General features: G+C 29.3%; 14 protein-coding genes and 3 tRNA genes. 9 read left to right on the forward strand and 8 right to left on the reverse strand.

Annotated features, from left to right (window positions below; translation table 11 throughout):
* Window positions 1–111 precede the first annotated feature (111 nt).
* Window positions 112–435 (forward strand): PTS system regulator TmaR, encoded by a 324-nt coding sequence (gene tmaR, locus M9396_RS00080; protein WP_250241290.1) that lies wholly within the window; start codon window positions 112–114, stop codon window positions 433–435.
* A gap of 480 nt (window positions 436–915) precedes the next feature.
* Complete coding sequence (gutQ, locus tag M9396_RS00085; protein ID WP_250256683.1) at window positions 916–1,893, forward strand: arabinose-5-phosphate isomerase GutQ; 978 nt, start codon at window positions 916–918, stop codon at window positions 1,891–1,893.
* Window positions 1,894–1,973: 80 nt separating this feature from the next.
* Here gutQ and M9396_RS00090 read toward each other — a convergent pair.
* A tRNA-Asn gene (locus tag M9396_RS00090) sits at window positions 1,974–2,049 on the reverse strand.
* A 280-nt stretch (window positions 2,050–2,329) separates the two neighbouring features.
* Here M9396_RS00090 and M9396_RS00095 point away from each other — a divergent pair.
* Window positions 2,330–2,419: transfer RNA gene (locus M9396_RS00095), tRNA-Ser, on the forward strand.
* A gap of 457 nt (window positions 2,420–2,876) precedes the next feature.
* Here M9396_RS00095 and M9396_RS00100 read toward each other — a convergent pair.
* Window positions 2,877–2,968, reverse strand: a tRNA-Ser gene (locus M9396_RS00100).
* Between the two features lie 203 nt (window positions 2,969–3,171).
* Window positions 3,172–4,395, reverse strand: a complete 1,224-nt coding sequence (gene mdtH, locus M9396_RS00105) for a multidrug efflux MFS transporter MdtH (protein WP_250241285.1) — start codon at window positions 4,393–4,395, stop codon at window positions 3,172–3,174.
* Window positions 4,396–5,005: 610 nt separating this feature from the next.
* Between mdtH and murJ the strand changes: the two genes are divergently transcribed.
* Window positions 5,006–6,547 carry a murein biosynthesis integral membrane protein MurJ gene (gene murJ / locus M9396_RS00110; protein WP_250256892.1) on the forward strand — a complete coding sequence of 514 codons (1,542 nt, stop codon included), beginning with the start codon at window positions 5,006–5,008 and terminating at the stop codon, window positions 6,545–6,547.
* 29 nt (window positions 6,548–6,576) lie between these two features.
* On the opposite strand, the gene argS is transcribed toward murJ, so the two are convergent.
* Complete coding sequence (argS, locus tag M9396_RS00115) at window positions 6,577–8,322, reverse strand: arginine--tRNA ligase (protein ID WP_250256684.1); 1,746 nt, start codon at window positions 8,320–8,322, stop codon at window positions 6,577–6,579.
* A gap of 421 nt (window positions 8,323–8,743) precedes the next feature.
* Between argS and aspS the strand changes: the two genes are divergently transcribed.
* Both aspS and mepM read left to right on the forward strand, forming a co-directional pair.
* Window positions 8,744–10,468, forward strand: coding sequence for an aspartate--tRNA ligase (gene aspS, locus M9396_RS00120; RefSeq protein WP_250241279.1), 1,725 nt, complete (start codon window positions 8,744–8,746; stop codon window positions 10,466–10,468).
* 292 nt (window positions 10,469–10,760) lie between these two features.
* The gene (gene mepM, locus M9396_RS00125) at window positions 10,761–12,119 is read left to right on the forward strand and encodes a murein DD-endopeptidase MepM (RefSeq protein WP_284308620.1); all 1,359 of its coding nucleotides are present in this window, start codon (window positions 10,761–10,763) and stop codon (window positions 12,117–12,119) included.
* A 174-nt stretch (window positions 12,120–12,293) separates the two neighbouring features.
* Here mepM and pyk read toward each other — a convergent pair whose 3' ends face one another.
* On the reverse strand, window positions 12,294–13,742 hold the full coding sequence (pyk, locus tag M9396_RS00130) for a pyruvate kinase (RefSeq protein WP_250256685.1): 1,449 nt from the start codon (window positions 13,740–13,742) through the stop codon (window positions 12,294–12,296).
* A 666-nt stretch (window positions 13,743–14,408) separates the two neighbouring features.
* On the opposite strand from pyk, the gene zwf reads away from it, so the two are divergent.
* From zwf to cspE, 3 genes are all read left to right on the forward strand, one after another.
* A complete protein-coding gene (gene zwf / locus M9396_RS00135) occupies window positions 14,409–15,893 on the forward strand; it encodes a glucose-6-phosphate dehydrogenase (protein WP_250256686.1) in 1,485 nt (494 codons plus the stop codon).
* Window positions 15,894–16,126: 233 nt separating this feature from the next.
* Window positions 16,127–17,062 carry a protease HtpX gene (htpX, locus tag M9396_RS00140; protein WP_250241270.1) on the forward strand — a complete coding sequence of 312 codons (936 nt, stop codon included), beginning with the start codon at window positions 16,127–16,129 and terminating at the stop codon, window positions 17,060–17,062.
* Between the two features lie 604 nt (window positions 17,063–17,666).
* Entirely contained in the window at window positions 17,667–17,876 is a 210-nt protein-coding gene (cspE, locus tag M9396_RS00145; RefSeq protein ID WP_011282991.1) for a transcription antiterminator/RNA stability regulator CspE, read from the forward strand.
* A gap of 321 nt (window positions 17,877–18,197) precedes the next feature.
* Here cspE and M9396_RS00150 read toward each other — a convergent pair whose 3' ends face one another.
* From M9396_RS00150 to manX, 3 genes are all read right to left on the reverse strand, one after another.
* Window positions 18,198–19,064 (reverse strand): PTS mannose transporter subunit IID, encoded by an 867-nt coding sequence (locus tag M9396_RS00150; protein ID WP_250241267.1) that lies wholly within the window; start codon window positions 19,062–19,064, stop codon window positions 18,198–18,200.
* A 26-nt stretch (window positions 19,065–19,090) separates the two neighbouring features.
* Entirely contained in the window at window positions 19,091–19,900 is an 810-nt protein-coding gene (locus M9396_RS00155) for a PTS mannose/fructose/sorbose transporter subunit IIC (RefSeq protein WP_250241264.1), read from the reverse strand.
* A gap of 75 nt (window positions 19,901–19,975) precedes the next feature.
* Window positions 19,976–20,950, reverse strand: coding sequence for a PTS mannose transporter subunit IIAB (manX, locus tag M9396_RS00160; RefSeq protein WP_250256687.1), 975 nt, complete (start codon window positions 20,948–20,950; stop codon window positions 19,976–19,978).
* Window positions 20,951–21,448 lie beyond the last annotated feature (498 nt).

Genomic DNA, 21,448 nt, shown 5'->3' on the forward strand with positions numbered 1-21,448 from the left:
ACATTACATGATACTGATAATGTTTGTTATATTAATCTTTAGTTTGATTTAATTAGGGATATGAAGTTTTAATATAAGGATGTTTGCAATAAATATAAATAGGATATGATTATGAGAGATAATGTTAATCAATCATTTTATGATGTATTAGAATTTGTGCGTATATTTCGTCGTAAAAATAAACTGCAACGAGAAATTGTTGATAATGAAAAAAAAATTCGTGATAATCAAAAGAGAATGTTATTGCTGGGTGATTTAAGTGATTATATTAAGTCTGAAACTTCTATAGAAGGAATACAAGTTATTATTGCTAATATGCGTAATGATTATGAAGATCGAGTAGATGAATATATTATAAAAAATGCAGAGTTATCAAAAGAGCGTCGTGAGTTGTCAAAAAAATTAAAAAATTTTAAAGAATCTACAACTGATTAGATTTAATGATTGTTGGTTTTTAAAAATGTTTATTTTTTCATTACATAGAAAATGTGTGTAATGTTTAGATACATAAATAAGAAAGATGCTTCATTTTCTAAATAAAGTATCATAGGTAATAAGTTTATAAAAACAAAAGTATTATTGTTTCTTATTTATGATCATGGAATATGAAATATCATATTTATAATATTGTTGCAATTTAATAAAAATATAATATGGTGATCGTTAATTTCAAATTACATTTTTGTGATATATTTAACGTTGATTAAAGTATTTGTAAATATTAATTATTTTAATATAGAATGTTATTTTTTTGGTTGGGTTTTTGTTAACTAAGGTAAAATCTATTTTGAATGTTTGTTATTTGTATTATATCCGGCAGATATATGTATTCCAATGTTATAAGAAGGACGTAACTTATATTAAATATGAGTTGTTTATGGTGTTATAGATTTTATATTTATCACTTTGATAATTATGGTAACAATTAATGATGCATTGTTATTGGAATATGCTAAAGAAACTTTAGAGATCGAAATTAACGAAGCTCAAAGAATGTTAGATAGGTTGGACGAAAGTATTGTGTTTGCTTGTCGTATGTTGTTAAATTGCACGGGAAAGGTTGCTGTTTCTGGTATAGGTAAATCCGGTCATATTGGAAAAAAAATTGCTGCTTCTTTAGCTAGCACGGGTACTCCAGCTTTTTTTGTTCATCCTGCAGAAGCTTTGCACGGTGATTTAGGTATGATTGGAACACAAGATGTAGTAATGTTTATTTCTTATTCGGGTCGTTCTTGTGAAATAATCACTTTGATGCCGTTGTTAGCGGATAGCGGTATTCCTGTGATTGCATTTACTGGAGATGTGAGTTCTCCTTTAGCTCAAGGAGCTACATGTGTTCTTAATATAAAAATACAAAGAGAAGCCTGCCCTATGGAGCTTTCTCCCACTGCAAGCGCAGTTAATACTTTAATGATGGGTGATGCGTTAACAATGGCGCTTATGAGGCATAGGGGTTTTAGTTTAGAACAATTTGCTCGATCTCATCCAGGGGGTAGATTAGGAGCGCAATTGCTAAATTGTGTACATCATTTGATGCGCACTGGAGAACAAATTTCGAAAGTTTTTTGGAAAGTTACAGTAATGGATGCTATGTTTGAATTAAGTCGTACTGGTCTTGGGCTAACTGCTGTATGTGATAACCACAATGGTGTTATAGGAGTATTTACTGATGGAGATTTAAGACGCTGGATAGTACAAGGTAAATCTCTTGATGATCCTGTTGATATTGCTATGACTAATCCTGGATATTGTATTCCGAAAGAATGGCGCGCAAGCGTAGCATTACAAGCTTTGTATCAGAGGAAGATTACCGCAGCGCCAGTAGTGGATAAATTAGGAAGATTAGTTGGATCAATTAACATGCATGATTTGCATCAAGCTGGGATAGAGTAATTATCTAACTTTGTCCGTATACAGATAAAAAGTCAGATAATTATAAAATTAAGGAAATATTTTTACTTAATTTTATCATCTGGCTCCTCTGACTGGGCTCGAACCAGTGACATACGGATTAACAGTCCGCTGTTCTACCAACTGAACTACAGAGGAACCAATATATAACCATATTATTTTATAAGAATATGAAAAACAATACAAGTACTTAATGATGATCAATGTAGTTAATAAGGCATCATTATATATAAAAATAGTGTTTTGTATAAAAATATATGTAATTTATTCGATGATGCACAGATTGTGTGTTGATTCTTTTTTGTGCCATATGGACACAAAAATGGATTTGTATGAATATAATCTGTATATAACAGTATTTTAAAGATTATTATCTTATATTAAAAAATATGTAATATTTTAGAGAATTTTTAAATAGGGAGAGATGCCGGAGTGGTTGAACGGAGCGGTTTCGAAAACCGTTTTAAAGAAATAATATCTTTCAAGGGTTCGAATCCCTTTCTCTCCGTTATTTTTGAGAATATAAATGTTGTATTGTATGATATTTTAAATGTCGTAATTATAACAACAATATGAACAAATCGTATTTATTAAGGGTTTTGTGTGTTTGAGTATGATTGTTCGTGTTATTAGGGTTATTGAATAATTAATGATGATGTTTTATAAGTATCAAATGATTGTTGATGTTAATGTATATATGTGATTGTTGTCATTGTATTTTAATACATATCAAGTGGTTTATACTGTGATGTTTTTTTGAGATGATATGCAAAGGTATTCATTTACTTATGTGTGATTCCTATGTAGGAATACATAGGAATCACACATAAGTAAATGAAGTGATGCTCTGATAAGTATAATTTAATTCGATTTTCTATTTTAAAAATATGACAGTATAGAGCAATAGCATCTTAAAAAAAATACTGAAGATAAAATCATACTGTGAATGTGAATATATATGATTATGGCGGTGAGAAAGGGATTCGAACCCTTGATACAAAATTGTATGTATACATGCTTTCCAGGCATGCTCCTTAAGCCACTCGGACATCTCACCATATTATTTATTATATATATATATAATAAAATAAAAAATAATTATAAAATCTCCTGTGTTTGATTGCAGTTAAATATGATTAATCGAGTGATGTGAATTGTGCGCATGTGTTTTCGTTTAGGTATGAAAAAGATATTTGTATCCATCACAAGTTCCAGTAATTAGTAGGTAATGGTGCATTCGTATTGTTGTTTTATTATTAATCACAGTTTACGTTTTTTATCATGATTATTATTAAGTAAAGATTGAAAAGAATAATACTTGAATTGACAATATAGCCCTAATAACGTAATCAGTCCTATTATACTTAAAATGATCCAAGGTAATTGCATAAAATTTTGTTCTTTCCCAATATCATACAACCATCCACTACCACTATATCCTACAGTACCTCCTAAAGCTAGACTTAATTTACTAAAACCTATGTAACTACTACGTGCTTTATAGTCCGTTAGTAGCGCTCCCAAAGTTTCTCTTGCAGGTTCGGCAATAATAGATCCTATGTAGAATAAGCTAATTAAAATTAGTAAAGTATGTAAGTTTTTAACTAATCCAATAGGAAATAAACTAATTATCATAGTTATTAATCCTACCATCAAGCGCGTTTCTAGTTTGAAATATTTTTCGCTCCACCAAGTTATAGGCATGATTAATAATAAAGATAAAATTGCTTCTATGATATACATCCATTTGATATATGATAATTGACCGGATACTTCATGAATGCGAATGGGTAACATTAACATTACTTGAGCTGATAAAATATAATAACCAGTTAGAGTGAAGACATAAATCACAAATCGTTGATTATTAAGTACCTTTTTTATTCCTTCTAATAATGAAGCGTGGGAACTAGAAATTTTATATGCAGGTAATCGCCAGGCATTAAACACTCCGGCAATAAAAAATAATATTGCTCCGGTAAAACATACTAATTTAAAGTTATATTGCAATAACCATGTACCTAGCACAATTCCGATAATGGCGCACATACTGTCTTCTAGCATTAATACAGAATAAAACCTCCCTAACTCCCATGGACGAACTAATTTAATTACTAGTGCAGTACGTGGAGGATCAAATAACGTACCACCTAATGCTGATAATACGCATGATAGACATAGTAGTACGGGGGTGTTTGCAACACTCATTATAATAAATCCCAAAGTACGAATGAATAACCCAGATACAATCATAGGTTTAGCTCCTAATTTGTCAGCAAAAGCGCCACTAAAAATACCTAGTCCCTGTTGAATAAATTGTCTTAAACCTAAAGCAAATCCTACTAAGAAAGCGCCCCATCCTAGTTGTTCGACAAAATATATTGAAATTAATGGAAAAACCACATAAAACCCTATAACTACAAACATGTTATCTATAATTAAAAAATATTTACCCAATCTTCTAGCTTTAGATATTGTATACATGAGTCACCGTTTATGTATTTTCGTATACATTATTATTTACTGTATGCACGAAAATTATTTTAAAAATAATTATAATTTTTTAATTTTTAAGTGTAGTGAAAATTAATATGTATCTTCTATTTTTTATGAGATATTTACATATAATAATATTGATATTGTTTACAGTTTATTTTTTTGTATATGTTATTTTAGGCATAAAATTTTAAAAAATAGGTGTAACTATATTTATTGAAGGTTAAAAAAAATTATGCATATATGTGACATATTTATGTATAAATAATTTTGTAGAAAAATTAAAGAAGCATTTTAAGCGATCATCTTTTAAAATATGCGAAATAAGAAATATGATTTTTGTCATGGTTATTTTTTCATGAGTACTGTGTTTTATATGTATTAGTCTGCATATACTATATCAGAGATATGTAATAATTGTAATTATATGTGAACTGTATTAGCATTTTAAATATATGATTTTTAAAAAATTTTTAAATGTTCTTTCGTGGAAAGAATTTTAAAATTGTACATAAAATTGGAGCAATTGTTTAAGTTATAAAAAAATAGTGTTTTTGTGTTGTTGTGTTAATACTAAATACTAAAAAATTTTAATATGATGAATCTGTTAAAGTCTTTGACTGCAATAAGTTTTATAACTATTTTATCTCGTATTTTGGGTTTTATTAGAGATACTATCATGGCTCGAATGTTTGGAGTCAGTATTATGACAGATGCATTCTTTATTGCTTTCAAATTGCCTAATTTATTAAGACGTATTTTTGCTGAAGGAGCATTCTATCAAGTTTTTCTTCCTATATTATCAGAATATCAATCTCGAGAAAGTAAAGAAGAAATACGAGTGTTTATTTCTAGAGTATCTGCCTTGTTAATAGTTACCGTAACTGTTGTAGTATTCATTGGGTTACTGATAGCACCTTGGGTTATTATGGTTATTGCTCCAGGTTTTAATAGTTCTTCAGAAAAATTTATTATGACTATTGAGATGTTTCGAGTGATGCTTCCTTATATTTTATTAGTATCATTGACATCATTAATGGGGGCGATTTTGAATGCTTGTAATTTTTTTTTAGTTCCAGCGTTTACTCCTATTTTTTTAAATATTAGCATGATAAGTTACATGTTATTGATAGGATGTTCATATTTTCATATTCCTATTATGGGTTTAGCTTGGTCAGTTATTATAGGGGGAGTATTACAGTGTGTTTATTGTTTGCTATTTTTAAAAAAAATTAATATGTTAGTTATTCCAAAAATGCAACTTTATGATAATAGGGTGTGTAGAATATTCCGGTCCATGGTGCCTGCTGTGATTGCGGTCTCAAGTAGTCAAATATCATTAATTATTAATACTGTTTTTGCGTCTTTTTTAATAGATGGTTCTGTTTCTTGGATGTATTATGCTGATAGATTGATGGAATTACCTATTGGAGTTTTTGGTGTAACATTAAGCACTATTTTAGTGCCATATTTATCTCGTTTTATTTCTAGGAAAAATTATGGAGATTATCATTATTTAATGAATTGGGGTATGAGATTATGTTTTATATTAAGTTTACCTAGTGCTCTTATTTTAGGTGTTTTTTCTGAACCATTAGTAATAACATTGTTTAAGTATGGGAAATTTTTAGAATTTGATGTGTTAATGACACAGTATTCTGTAATTGCATATGCAATAGGTTTGCCTGGGTTAATTTTTACCAAAGTATTAACATCTGGTTTTTATGCTCTCCGTGATATTAAAACTCCAGCGTATATAGTTGTTATTGTACTTTTTTTTACTCAATTTATAAATTTAGTATGCATTAATACATTAAAGCATATTGTTTTTGCTTTTTCTATCAGTTTGGGTGCATGGCTAAATGCGGGGTTGTTATATTGGAAATTTAAAAAAAAATATCTATTTCAATTGCAATCTGGATGGTTATTGTTTTGTTGCCAATTAATGATTGCTCTTTTTGTAATGTGTATAGTATGTTTAGGATTATTAGCGTATGTATCTAGTTGGGATCAAGGAAATATCTTGTATAGATTAGTTAGAATGATAGGGGCTTTGATATTAGTTAGCAGTAGTTATGGTATAATGTTATGGTGTGTAGGAATGCGTTTAAAAGATTTTATTTTTTTGAGTAAAGATTGATATTGATGTAATAAAAGAGATATTAATTTTTACATATATCTTACCGTTTTAATTCCCAATAAATTTAATCCTGTTTTCAAAATACGAACAGTAATTAATGCTAATTTTAATCTACTATATTTTATATGTATATTATGCGCTTTGATAATGGGACAGTTTTCATAAAAGGAGGAAAATAATACGGATAATTTATATAAATAAGAACACAGTATGTGAGGAGCTCCTTGATTTGATACCGCAACAATCATTTCTTCAAATTGAAGCAAACAAATTGCTAACAATATTTCTTCTTCAGTTTCTAATTGAATATTGTTTTTTTTTAATTGAAAACTAGGTTGTTTAGATCTCTTAAAAATAGCAAAAATCCTGGTACATGCATACTGCACATAAGGTGCTGTATTTCCTTCAAAGTTTAACATGTTATTCCAATCAAATATGTAATCTGTAATACGATTTTTTGATAGCTCAGAATATTTAATAGCTCCAATACTAATAATATGTGCTAGTTTATTAATTTCAGTATATTTTAAATTAGGGTTTTTTCTTAATATTAAACAACGAGCGCGTTCTAAAGCTTCATCTAATAATGTTTTTAATTTCAACGCATTGCCAGATCGTGTTTTAAATGGTTTACCGTCTTTTCCAAGCAGCATACCGCACATATGGTGTTCTAATAACACTGATTTTCCTATATAACCTGCTTTATCAGCAATTTCCCATGCTTGTATTAGATGTTGTTTTTGTCGAGAATCAATATAGTAAATAATTCTATCAGCATGTAGTACCTTACAACGATATTTTATACAAGCAATATCAGTAGTGCTGTATAAATAAGCTCCGTCTTTTTTTTGAATAATGACTCCAAAAGGAGCACCGTGTTTGTTATGATAATTTTCGAGAAATACCACAGTAGCTCCATTACTTGTAACGGCTAAGCCTTTATTTTTTAAATCTGACACAATATCAGGCAGCATATCATTGTAAAAACTTTCTCCTATAATGTCGCTTTTTTTTAAGTTAATATTCAATCGTACATATATGTTCTGATTGTTTAATATGGAAATATCTACTAGATGTTTCCATATTTGACGATAATGTTTATTGCCTTTTTGTAATTTTAGAACATAATTTCGGGACAATTCAGCAAAATCAGGATCAATATCATATTTTTTTTTAGCTTCTCGGTAAAAATGTTCTAGCGTAGATAATTGTATAGTTTTATTTAATACAAACCCAGTTTGTGTATTTTTCTCTATATAGGCGATAAGCATACCGAATTGAGTGCCCCAATCTCCTATGTGGTTGACTCGAATGACATTATGTCCTAAAAAAGATAAGACACGTGCGATACTATCTCCGATAACAGTTGAACGTAAATGCCCAACATGCATTTCTTTTGCAACATTTGGGCCGGAATAGTCAATAACAATAGTTTTTGGTGTAGCTGGAGTAATACCTAAATGAGATGCGGAAAAAATATTATTAATTTGATTGGATATCCATGTTGGATTTAAAAATATATTAATAAATCCTGGTTTTTCAATTTTTATTGTATGAGCAACATCATTTAAATTAATAAATTTTATGAATTTTTTAGAGAATTCTTCCACAGGTATATTGAGTTTCTTAGAGATAGCTATTAATCCATTAATTTGATAGTTTCCAAATTTTCTTTTTGTTGATTGTTGTACTTGTATCAAATGAAAAAATGATTCATTTGTAATTGCAAGTAAAGCTCGATGAATTTTTTTTAGTAAAAATTTTTGAATATTCATATAAGTGTTTTAAACATATATTATTTCTATATTAGCAATATAATTAAAGATTTAATTCTATTTATAATAAAAAATATCATAAATAAAAACCATATACAAGGACACAAATGTATCCTTGTATATGGTTTTGTTGTGTATTATTTATTTTAAATGATTAAGTGTTGTAATATTATTTAAATAAATATAAGTTAAATTTAAATTATGGTTAATTTAAACAAATTTTAGTGTAGTGTAGAAAAAGGTTCTATAATGTTTTTTCAGATTATTCACATCATGTTGGAAATAGCTTTATTTTTATGAATTGTTGAAAACAAAAGCGTATATATTTTTGTCAGCTACAATATACATATGTTTAATTGATATGTAATTTTCTGTAAAATAGATATTATCCAATTCGATATTCATGATTAGAGGTATTCGTATGCGTACTGCATATTGCGGTCAATTGAATTTGTCCCATGTAGGTTTAGAAGTTACATTATGCGGTTGGATTAATAAATATCGTAATTTTGGTGGGTTAATTTTTATTGATTTGCGTGATAGAGAAGGATGTATACAGGTTTGTTTTGATTCACATCAAAACAAAGAAGTGTGTATATCTGCTGCTAAATTGAAACAAGAATTTTGTATACAGTTAATAGGTATGGTGCGTGCACGCCCTAAAAACCAAATTAATAGTAATATATCTACCGGTGCTATTGAAGTAGTAGCGAAAAAATTTTCTATTCTTAATATTTCTGATCCATTACCATTGGATATCAGTAAAAATAATATTGAAGAAAATAGATTAAAATATCGTTATCTTGACTTAAGACGTTCTATTATGTTTTATCGAATAAAAACTCGATCGCGTATTATGTCAATTGTTCATCGTTTTATGGAATTAGAGGGATTTTTGAATATTGAAACACCGATGTTAACAAAAGTTACTCCAGAAGGTTCTCGTGATTATATTGTTCCTAGTAGATTGCACACGGGTAAAAATTATGCTTTACCTCAATCACCTCAAATATTTAAACAATTATTAATGGTTTCTGGTTTTGATAGATATTATCAAATTACTAAATGTTTTCGGGATGAAGATTCACGTGCAGATCGTCAGCCAGAGTTTACTCAAATAGATATTGAAACTTCTTTTATGACAACACAAAAAATACGAGAACTTATGGAAATTTTTATTCGTATCATTTGGCGTGAAATTTTAAATGTAGAACTGGGAGTATTTTCGCAGTTTACATATTCTGAAGTAATGCAACGTTTTGGATCTGATGCTCCAGATTTGAGAAATCCAATAGAAATGTTTGATGTATCATATTTATTTAAGTCAACACAGAATAGGTTGTCATTTATTAGAGCAAATAATATTGATGTGCAGGCAATAGCTATGAAGGTACCTAATGGTAGACAATTGACACAAAGACAGATCGATGAGTATATTTATTATTCTAAACAATGTGGCTTGAAGGAATTAATGTGGGTTAAGGTTCAATTTAGTGATAATGATATTACTAAAAAAGAGATTCAAGGATCAGTCACTAATTTTATAGATAACTTAACTTTAGATGTTATTTTAAATAAAACTAATATTAACAGTCATGACATTTTGTTTGTTGGGTTTAATGATAATAAAAACCAATCTATCACAAAAATGTTAAGTTCTTTAAGATTAAAATTAGGTAATGATCTTTGTTTAATCAAGAAAGATTCTTGGGCTCCTCTATGGGTAATAGATTTCCCGATGTTTAAAAAGAACAGTCATGGAGAATATATATCTATGCATCATATGTTTACTTCTCCAAAAAATTGTGACATTCAAATGTTAAAGAAAGATCCGTTATTAGTAACTTCAGAAGCTTATGATATGGTGATTAATGGTTGCGAGATTGGTAGTGGATCAGCACGTATTCATTCATTTGATATACAACAAGAGGTATTTAACATTTTAGGTATTACTCAAAACGATCAGAAAAAAAAATTTGGGTATTTCATGGATGCATTAAAATATGGAGCGCCTCCACATGCTGGTTTGGCATTTGGATTGGATCGGATAGCTATGTTATTAACTGGTTCTAAGAGCATTCGGGAGGTAATTGCGTTTCCTAAAACTACGGCATCAGCGGATATAATGACTGATGCGCCTGATTAATTTATGTCATCAAGTAGAAGTGTTTAATATTGTAGTATTTATGTGGGTAGATTGGTTGTGTATTAGTAAAAATATTTAAGGAGGTCATTATAGATATTTTAAAACATAAAAGTAATCAATAGATATTACTATATGTAATTATTTGTCACAAGGTACATAAGTAATGTGATTGTTTTATTGAGAGACAGCGTTAAAATTAAAGTCATTTGTATTATTTTCTGTAATAATTTCTTTTAATTTTGGTCAGAATGATTCTCTTTTTGTTGGAGATCGTAATATAGGCTATTAATTAGTGCGTAGTATTATTGTTAGTTCTATTAAGTTATTATATCGTTATATGCATAAGCATTATTTTATAATGGTATTTTTGTTTCTGTTAATGATTGTGATTGTAATGGTTTGCGAAGTTTTTATTTCATGCACGTTGAATAAAAATAAAAAAAATTCTAGCAAAGCATTTCTTATTAAGAACCATGAGTTTCATCAATTTGAAATTATGAAAAATGGAAAATTTTTCAATAATGTGATGGTTCGTTCTAATATTTTAAAGAAACACTGGTATTTTAATAAGTCATCAAGAGAAATAAACATGTATAACTATACAGTATCTCAGAATGAGATATTGAGTAAAATTTTAATAAAATATAGTAGCAATGGTATCGATGCTTCTGAAATTACTCTTTTGCTACAACAGTATCCAATATTAAGACAGATAAAAATGGGGCAAATACTTTCTTGGATAATAATTACAAAAAAAAAATTACAATGCTTAGTTTGGGATATTTTTCCGCAAGAAATTCGTGTCTACAATCGTATGGATACTAGTTTTACAGAAGGAATTATTAGATTTTTAAATCAATTAAATGACGGGTTATCTCCTTCAATTTTATTTATAGGTACATTAAATGGAACATTTATTGATAGCGCTCGTTCTTTAGGTATAGAGGAAAATTGTATTACAGATATAACTAATGCATTACGATATCAATTAGATTTTCACAAACTACATCAGGGAGATAGATTTGCTGTGTTAATATCAATAATGATAAATGCTGATCATAGTATTAAAAGTACATTACTTGGAGCGAGATTGTGTACTGCTGGTAAAGATTACTATGTATTTCGCGCAAATAACGGTAAATTGTATGATCGTGAAGCTGTGAGATTGGGGGGTAATTTTATACGCTTTCCTACATTAAAACCATTTCGTGTGTCTTCTAATTTTAATTTAAATAGATTAAATCCTGTGACTGGTCAAGTATCCCCTCATTCTGGAGTTGATTTTGCTGTTCCAATAGGTACTCCTGTTGTATCTGTAGGAGATGGAGAAGTTATCGTCAGCGCATATAGTAAAATTGCTGGTAATTATGTGACAATTAGGCATAATTGCCATTGTACAACTCGATATATGCATTTAAAAAAGTTATTAGTTAAGCCTGGACAAAGAGTTAAATTAGGTGACAACATAGCGCTATCTGGAAATACAGGTCGATCGACAGGGCCTCATTTACATTTTGAAATATGGATCAATCATCGCCCTGTAAACCCATTAACCACTACATTATTGAATTTTGAGAAGTTATTAGGACATGAACGTACGATATATTTAAATCAAGTAAAAGAAATTCTTCCTCAACTACGTTTTGATTAGATGTGTTTAATTTTATAATTTTTTAGCAATATAGTTTTTATTTAGTTTCTTTTTTTAAGACAGTTTATGCGCATGCATTCGTGTTTTGTTTTTAAGTAATATTACATATTATATGTATAACGATATTATTAATTTTTTATTTAATTGCAAAAAAAATATTTCAATCAATGATAATTATTCTACTTGTAAAATGTGACTAATATTAATTACATCACATTTATTGTATATATCATTTTGTATCACAACTACTAATTCACCAGATAGAAGAAGTCCTTTGTCGCGTAATAAATTACTAGCATATTTGGCATCTATCACGTTATTCCCTGTTCTATTAAAATAAATAGGGATAACTCCTTTGTAAAGAGTAACTATATTTAAGATGTGTTTGTGTTGGGATAAAGCAAAAATAGGTAATTTTGAATTGATACGAGACATTAATAACGTAGTACGTTCAAATTCAGTCAAAACGATAATAGCACTTACTCCTGTTAGGTGATTGGCAGTATACATTGCAGATATAGCGATAGCTTCTTCGATATCATCAAATTTTTTTTTTTGGTTGATGTCTGATAAAAAATTGATTTTTGAAATTTTTTCGGCACCTAAACATACATTAGCCATAGCTGCTACAGTTTCAGATGGATATTGACCTGTAGCAGTTTCAGCGGATAACATAACTGCGTCAGTACCATCCAATACTGCATTAGCTACGTCCATTACTTCTGCGCGAGTAGGCATAGAATTATGAATCATAGATTCCATCATTTGAGTTGCGGTAATGACTGCTCGATTAAGAGCGTGTGCTCTTTGTATTATTTTTTTTTGCACACCCACTAGTTCTGGTTCTCCAATTTCTACTCCTAAATCTCCTCGAGCTACCATTACTGCGTCTGATGCGTGAATGATATCATCTATTGTTTCGTCAGATGCAACTACTTCTGCGCGTTCTATTTTAGAAATAATTTTTGCATGACTACCAGCATCGACAATTAATTTTCGTGCACAATTTAAATCTATACTGCTACGAGGAAATGATATTGCTAGGTAGTCAACTCCAATTTGAGCCGCGGTGATAATATCAATTTTATCCTTGTTTGTTAAGACTTTCGCTGAAAGTCCTCCTCCTAATTTGTTTAAGCCTTTATTGTTGTATAACATACCGCCAATAATTACTTTAGTATATATTTTAGTGTTATGGATTTTTATAACTTTTAATTGAATTTTCCCATCATCTAATAGAAGTAAATCTTCTGGGTGCACGTCTTGATCGAGTTCTTTGTAATCAACACCTACGCATTTGTGATTACCTTTATTATTGTTTGTCATCATGGCATCAATTAAAAAGTTATCTCCAGATTTTAAATATATTTTGTTTCCTTGAAAAGTTGAGATACGGATTTTAGGGCCTTGTAAATCTCCAAGAATAGCAATATATATACTTAGTTTGGAAGCGATTTCGCGTACTTTTTCTGCTCGGAAAAAGTGTTCTTGTGTTTTTCCATGAGAAAAATTTAGTCGTACGATATTTGCTCCTGAGATAATTATTTTTTCAAGATTGTTACCTTTATCTGTAGCAGGACCTAAAGTAGCGATAATTTTAGTTCTTCTCAATTGTTGAGACATAATAATAGTTCCTTATGCGACTTAAATTTAAATAATCAATATTAAAGAATGGCGATCATTAATTATGTTATTTATGTTATAATTTATGTTTATTTTATATTAAATTTTAATATACTATATGACAGTATATATATTATAAATAGAATATTTGTTCTTGATATTTATAAAATAATTAATTAAATTTTTTGGAAATATTAGCAACATTAATGTAATAGCATCTAAGATTATAAATATTAATGATAATCTATCGATTAAATAAACACATAGATAGTTACAGTTGTGGTAGATAGGATTTTTTAATATAAAATAAACTATTCAATTATGAACAAACTTATGATACGTTAATTCAGTTATTGCAAAATATGTATTATTATATATTTTATTAATCTTTAGGCATATTAATTTTTTGGATATGTAGTTTGATGATATATCTTAAAAAATATAAAAATGTGTTAAAAACATTGTGAAAATATAAAGACAATTAATAATCAATATTATAAATAATGTCTAATTTCTTACGGGTTGTTATTTTTATAAACTCAAATTTAATTAGGCTACTTATTATTGTGTTTTGATTAAATATAACAAGTTTGTATTGTTATATAACCTACCTATATATGATGAATATTAGAAACTTATATTCATTTAACATATCAGAGAATAAATATGAGATTAACATCTATCACTCAAGCATGTAATTTAATTATTTTTGGAGCAAAAGGTGATTTGGCACGCAGAAAACTGTTTCCATCATTATATCAATTAGAAAAAATAGGCGCTATTCATCCCGACACACGTATTATAGGAGTAGGCCGTGCAGAGTGGAATCTTGTTATGTATATTGAAGTTGTATATGTTGCTTTAAAAACATTTATGCCAGATCCCATTGATGAATCGCTATGGCATGTGTTTAGAGCACGACTTGATTTTTGTAATTTAGATGTATATCAAACTGAACGATTCGTTTTGTTGTTAGATAAGCTAAAAAGCATAGACATAGAGACAGTAAATTATCTTGCTATGCCTCCTGATACGTTTGGTGTTATATGTAAAGGGTTAAGCACCATTGGATTAAATAAAAAATCAAATCGTGTAGTTATAGAAAAACCGTTGGGTACTAATTTAGCTTCTGCTCGTATTATTAATGCGCAGATATCAGAATATTTTGAGGAAAAGCAAATTTATCGCATTGATCATTATTTAGGAAAAGAAACAGTTTTGAACTTATTGGCATTGCGTTTTGCAAATTATTTATTTTCTTCAAATTGGGATAATAATACTATTGATCACGTGCAGATCACTGTGGCGGAAGAAGTAGGTATTGAAGGTCGTTGGAAATATTTTGATTCGGTAGGGCAAATGCGTGATATGATACAAAGTCATTTATTACAGATTTTGACTATCATAGCTATGTCACCCCCAACTGATTTAAGCGCTGATTGTATTCGAGATGAAAAAGTTAAAGTGCTTCATTCGTTGAGGAAAATTAGTTGTAATAATGTACATGATGTTACGGTGCGCGGACAATATACGGCTGGTTTTATTCAAGGGAAACCAGTGCCTGGTTATTTAGAAGAAGAAGGGGCTAATAAAAGCAGCAATACTGAAACATTTGTATCTATTTGTGTCAACATAGATGATTGGCGTTGGACTGGTGTTCCATTTTATCTACGTACTGGGAAAAGGTTACCAATTAAATGTTCTGAAATTGTAATTTTTTTTAAAAAACCAATGATTAATTTATTTCCTGATTCGTATAAAGACTTGCCTAACAATAAGTTGACTATTCGATTACAGCCAGACGAAGGGATAGATATTCAGATTTTGAATAAAGTACCCGGATTAGGCCATAAACATCAATTACATACTACCAAATTAAATTTAAGTTTTTATAAAGATTTTTGTCCAGAACATGTAGTCGATGCATATGAACGATTATTGTTAGAGACTATGCGCGGTATCCAAGCATTATTTGTTCGTTGTGATGAAATAGAAGGTGCTTGGAAATGGGTTGATTCTATTGTGCAAGCTTGGGAATTGGAAAATAATGCCCCTAAGCTTTATCAAGCTGGTACTTGGGGCCCTACAGATTCTGTAACTATGATTGCTAAAGATGGTCGTTTTTGGAATGAATATAAATTTTATACGTAATGATTTCATATATTATAGTGATCATTAATTTGTTTATTCTAATTAATAGAAGTTTAAAATTTTTTTATTTTTGAAAAAAGATATTTGTAATAATTAGACGTTTTTAATTGTTTAAAACATTAATATAGAAATGTTTTTATTGTACATAAAAGATTCTTAAAAATTGAAATTATCTATATCACTAGATATTGTTTAAATATTTAGGTTTTTTAGTAAAAAGGAAGATGGTTTTTATGATGCGTATTATATTATTTTTAATTACTAATTTATCAGTAATGATATTATTTGGTAGTATATTGAGCTTACTGGGATGTTGGTCTTCTACTACATTTGAATTAATGAGAATGGCTGGAATATTTGGTTTCGGAGGAGCGTTTATTTCGCTATTATTATCTAAATCTATAGCTTTATCTGCAGTTAATGGTTTGATCATTAGTCAAGCATCTAATGATGTAGAACATTTATTATTGAAAATAATACATGGTCAGGCTAAGCAATTAGATATTGTTCCGCCACAGTTGGCTATTTACGATTCTATAGATATGAATGCTTTTGCTACGGGAGCAAGAAGAAATTCGGCATTAATAGCCGTTAGTACTGGTCTCTTGAAAAATATGAATCAAGAGTCAATTGAGGCTGTTGTTGCTCATGAAATGAATCATATCGCTTCCGGAGATATGATTACTATGACTCTTATTCAAGGTATAATTAATACTTTTGTGATTTTTGTATCGCGTAGTCTTACCGCGATGATCTTTTATTGGACTTCGTTTATAAATGACCAAAATGATGAGCAGCTTGATATCCGTAGCAGTAATCATTGTGATATAAATAATTCTATAGTGTATATTATTGTATCAACGATTTTAGAAGTTTTGTTCGGTATGTTTGCTAGCATCATCGTGTTTTGGTTTTCTCGTCATCGTGAATTTTACGCGGATGCTGGTGCCGCTAAATTAGTAGGATGCAGAAATGTTATTACTGCCTTACAAGAATTAAAATATAGTCATACACTTAACATGTCTAATAATATTACTACTTTGTATATTAATAGTGTAAAAAAAAGTATATTAAGTGATTTATTCGCATCTCATCCTTCTTTAGATAAGAGGATAGAAGCATTACAACATGGTACTTATTTGAATAAGTCGTCTTATTTTTTTAAATAAATAACTTTGATTAAAGATGAAAATGATTGTTTTTATGAGTTTATGTAAAGGGTTATGTGTCGTATGATTTACAAAGTAAAAAATAAATGCTATCTTATCCGTAGCATTTAGCGTGAACACAATGTTTTTATAGAAATTTTTATTTTAATTTCATTATGTTCTAAAATAACGAAAAAATTTGTTTTGTTTTTAGCTTTTATATGATAGAAATAGTAGTGTAGAGTAGTTCTGTATTTATATGTAAAAATTTTTAGATATTATGATTAATTGAATAAATTGGTTTACATAGTGAGTGCGTTGAATTGCAGCATTACTTCAGTATGTCTTTGCATTATTTTCATCAATGATGATAGTGAAAATATGAATGAAAGATTTTTATATATTATTAGTAGGATCACTTAATCCTATGATTAAGTGATCAAATGTCAGGTAAACCGAGATATGCTTCCGTATATAAGTAGTATTTTGATAACTTCAGTAAAGAAGTGTTATGTATGAATAATATAATTTCCTCTTATTTGAATGTTTCACGAGAATAATAACTCTGGTTTGTCTTTTAATCGCTGTTACGGCAAATGTAAACACTCTAAAGGAAATACGTAAGATGGCAAAAATTAAAGGTCAAGTAAAATGGTTTAATGAATCTAAAGGTTTTGGTTTTATTACACCGTCAGATGGTAGTAAAGATGTATTTGTACATTTTTCTGCTATTCAAGGAAATGGATTTAAGACTTTGTCTGAAGGACAAAGCGTAGAATTTGAAATTCAAGATGGACACAAAGGTCCATCTGCTGTAAACGTGACGGCTTTATGATATATGATGATTAATGTGTGTGTATTTGTATAAAATAAGGGTATTTTGAAAAAACAGCGAGTATCATAGTACAAATTTACTGTTGATGTGAAATACATAGTACTTTTTTAAAGTTTAAGAATGTGTATAGGTACATAAGATAAGATGCGGTACTAATGTGTTAATTTAGTAATTTTGGTAAAGATCTTAAAATAATGGATGATGGTTACTGCTGTGATAGTGTGTTAGAGCTACAAAAAAATAAGAGAACCTTTTATTAATATTAAATAATATTTTTACTTCTTAGGTTCTCTTATTTTTTTGTAGCTCTAACTTTCTTGTTTAAAGACCTAATAATCCTGTCCAGTATCCAACAATTCCGATCCCAAAAAATCCTATAATAATCCATAGTGCATTTACTTTCTTATTCAGTAACCACATGCAAGCAAACGTTAATAATAAAGGAACGAATCCAGGCATGAGCTGATCTAAAATATTTTGTATAGTTGTGACTACTGTATTCCCATCATTATCAGTAATTTTAGACAGTACGCATGGTATGTTTACATGTGTCCATTTGTTAACTAATGCTCCCATAACAAATAAACCTAAAATTGAAGAACCTTCTGTCAATTTTTGCAAAACCCCTCCTTCCATATCATTAACAATGCTGATTCCTTTTTTATAACCATATGTAATGCCATAATAACGAGTAGCTAGTCTAGCTGTGTTGAATAAAATAAAAAATAGACACGGACCTAGTAAATTCCCCCCTATAGCGATTCCTGCTCCTAGAGCAGCAAATACTGGTCTAGCAGTTCCCCAAAATATCGGATCACCTACTCCAGCCAAAGGCCCCATTAGTCCTACTTTTAAACCATTGATAGAAGCATTATTTATAGTAGTAGCACCATTAGCTTTTTGTTCCTCCATGGCCATAGTGACTCCTAATATAGGCGCAGCAACATATGGGTGTGTATTAAAAAATTCTAAATGTCGTTTAATTGCCTCTTTTTGATCTTTGCTATTTTTTGGGTATAAACGTCGGATTACTGGAATCATAGAAAAACAAAATCCTAATGCTTGCATACGTTCAAAATTCCAAGATCCTTGAAAAATATTAGAACGAATAAAAACTGCACGTATATCATTTTTCTTTAATTTTATTGTTTTTGTTTTAGTGTAGATTTTTTGAGGATTATTAATCATTATGATTACCTATTAATCTAGTCTTATTAATCTAGTTCATCATCAAGTTTACTTGCGGATTGAACAGTTGGGTTAGAAAGATTTTGATTTTTAACTTGATTATAACGTGGAGATAATTGAATGTATAGGATGGCCATAATTATACCAATGATACCCAATGCGACTAAATTGAAATCGGTAAAGGCTGTAATAACAAATCCTAAATAAAAAAATGGCATTAAATATCCGGTGCGCATCATATTTATAACCATAGCATAACCAACTACAACAATAATACCTCCAGCAATATTTAAACCGTTAGTTATCACTTCTGGAATAGCATGGAGCATAGAGTGTACCGTTTCAGTTCCAACAGAAACTCCAACAATAGTAGCTGGAATTGAAACTCGCATAGCTTGTAACATGAGAGCTGTAATATGAATCCAACTTAAAATTCTTATGTTACAGTGTTCAGCTGCTTTATCAGCGGCGTGTTGAAATGCTACAGTAATAGTGCGCACAATAATGGTTAATACTTGTCCGGTAGCGGCTAATGGAATTGCTAAAGCGATTCCTGATCCGATGGATTGTTGCCCCATAATGACCAAAATAGTAGAGATAATTGAAGCTAAAGCAGTATCGGGTGCTACGGCAGCTCCTATATTCATCCATCCTAGTGCTATCATTTCTAGCGTGCCTCCAATAATGATTCCAGTTTTTATATCTCCTAAAATTAATCCAGTTAGAGTACATGCTATTAACGGTCTATGACATTGAAATTCGTCAAGTATCGAGCCCATTCCGATAATACAAGACGTAATAAACAATAAAATAATTTGAAGTGTGTTAATTTCCATCTCATTTCCTGAATATATGAAAATAAAATATAGTGTTTACATGAATTTATTAAATAAAATTGTATATTTAATTAATTAGGAATTATTTATTTTTTTTATTAATTGCATCATTTTTAATGATGGATCTGATGGCACTTTACGTACTTCTAATTCAATGCCATATTGATCTAGTTTTTTAAAAGCTTCAATATCTGTGTTATTTACTGATATAGCATTATTTATTTGTTTTTTATCTTTATAAAAAGCCATGCCCCCAATATTTACGGAATTAATAGGCACGCCACCTTCAAAAAGACGTAAAACATCTGTAGGATTAGTGAATAACATTATAACTTTATCTCCGGCATATTTAGGATTATTGTATACGCGTATAGTTTTATTGATATCTAAAACATGAGCAGTTATTCCAGGAGGACTTACTTGAGTAAGTAAAGTTTTTCGGATCATATCTTTAGATACTTCGTCGTTTACTACTATAATACGTTTAATATTGTATTCTTTAGCCCAACAAGTTACTACTTGTCCATGAATCAATCTATCGTCAATACGTGCCAAGCAAATGATCATATGATTTTTGTTATTTTTATCTGATAATTTAGGTGCAGCAGTGTGTTTAGTAATATCTTTTTCATCATATAAATGGTTGTTAGTTAATGAATATTTTACTGATTTTATGCTTTCATTACCCGATTTTAATGCTATTTGTATTAGTTCTTGAAAGGAATGGACATTGTCGCGTTCCATGAAAACTTCTATTAACATAGGGATGTTCATGCCTGTAACAATATCGTATTTTTCTTTATTTAACACGATATCATGAGCGGCATTAAATGGGCTCCCCCCCCAAGTATCCACCAAAAATAATACCCCTGCGCTTTTGTTAAGATTTGATAGATGTGCATGATATTTTTCAATTAATATTTTAGTATTTTCTTCGGGCAATAGATCAACCCATGCAACATTTTGTTGTTTTCCTATGATCATTTCAGTGGTTTCAATCAATTTTTTAGATACAGAACCATGGGCTCCTAATATTATAGCAATAGTCACTACTTTTCCCTCTTTTGTGTGTTTTTAACAATTCCTTATTATTTTAATTTTTAAAACAATAAGGAATTGTTTTTAATGTTATCGTATATAGGTTAACATTGTTTTGATATGTAAAAGTAAAAATTGTATCACTATAACAGTTTAAATTATTTTCTGATTTTTTGTTTCAGCTAGTAGACAATACAGAATTAAAATAAACTTAATGTACTGCAAAAAATAAACGAGTATATTATACTGTCTTTTTTGTCATAATGATACATTATCCTTAATATTAAAGTATTTATTTTCAATAATTTGAAGAGATATTTTATGTTATCCCATAAAAATGGTCTTATTATGTAAGTGATATCCACATAATTTATGGTCATACATAATATATTTTTAATTTTTATCAACACTCTCCTCTACACAAACTTGTATTTTGATCGGGTTTAATTTATTGCTGACAACTTCATTATGTAATCAGATATTTTAATATGTTTAATATAAATATGCCAT

Origin of the sequence: Blochmannia endosymbiont of Camponotus modoc, assembly GCF_023585785.1 — a bacterium.
In the GTDB taxonomy this organism is placed as follows: Bacteria; Pseudomonadota; Gammaproteobacteria; order Enterobacterales; family Enterobacteriaceae; genus Blochmanniella.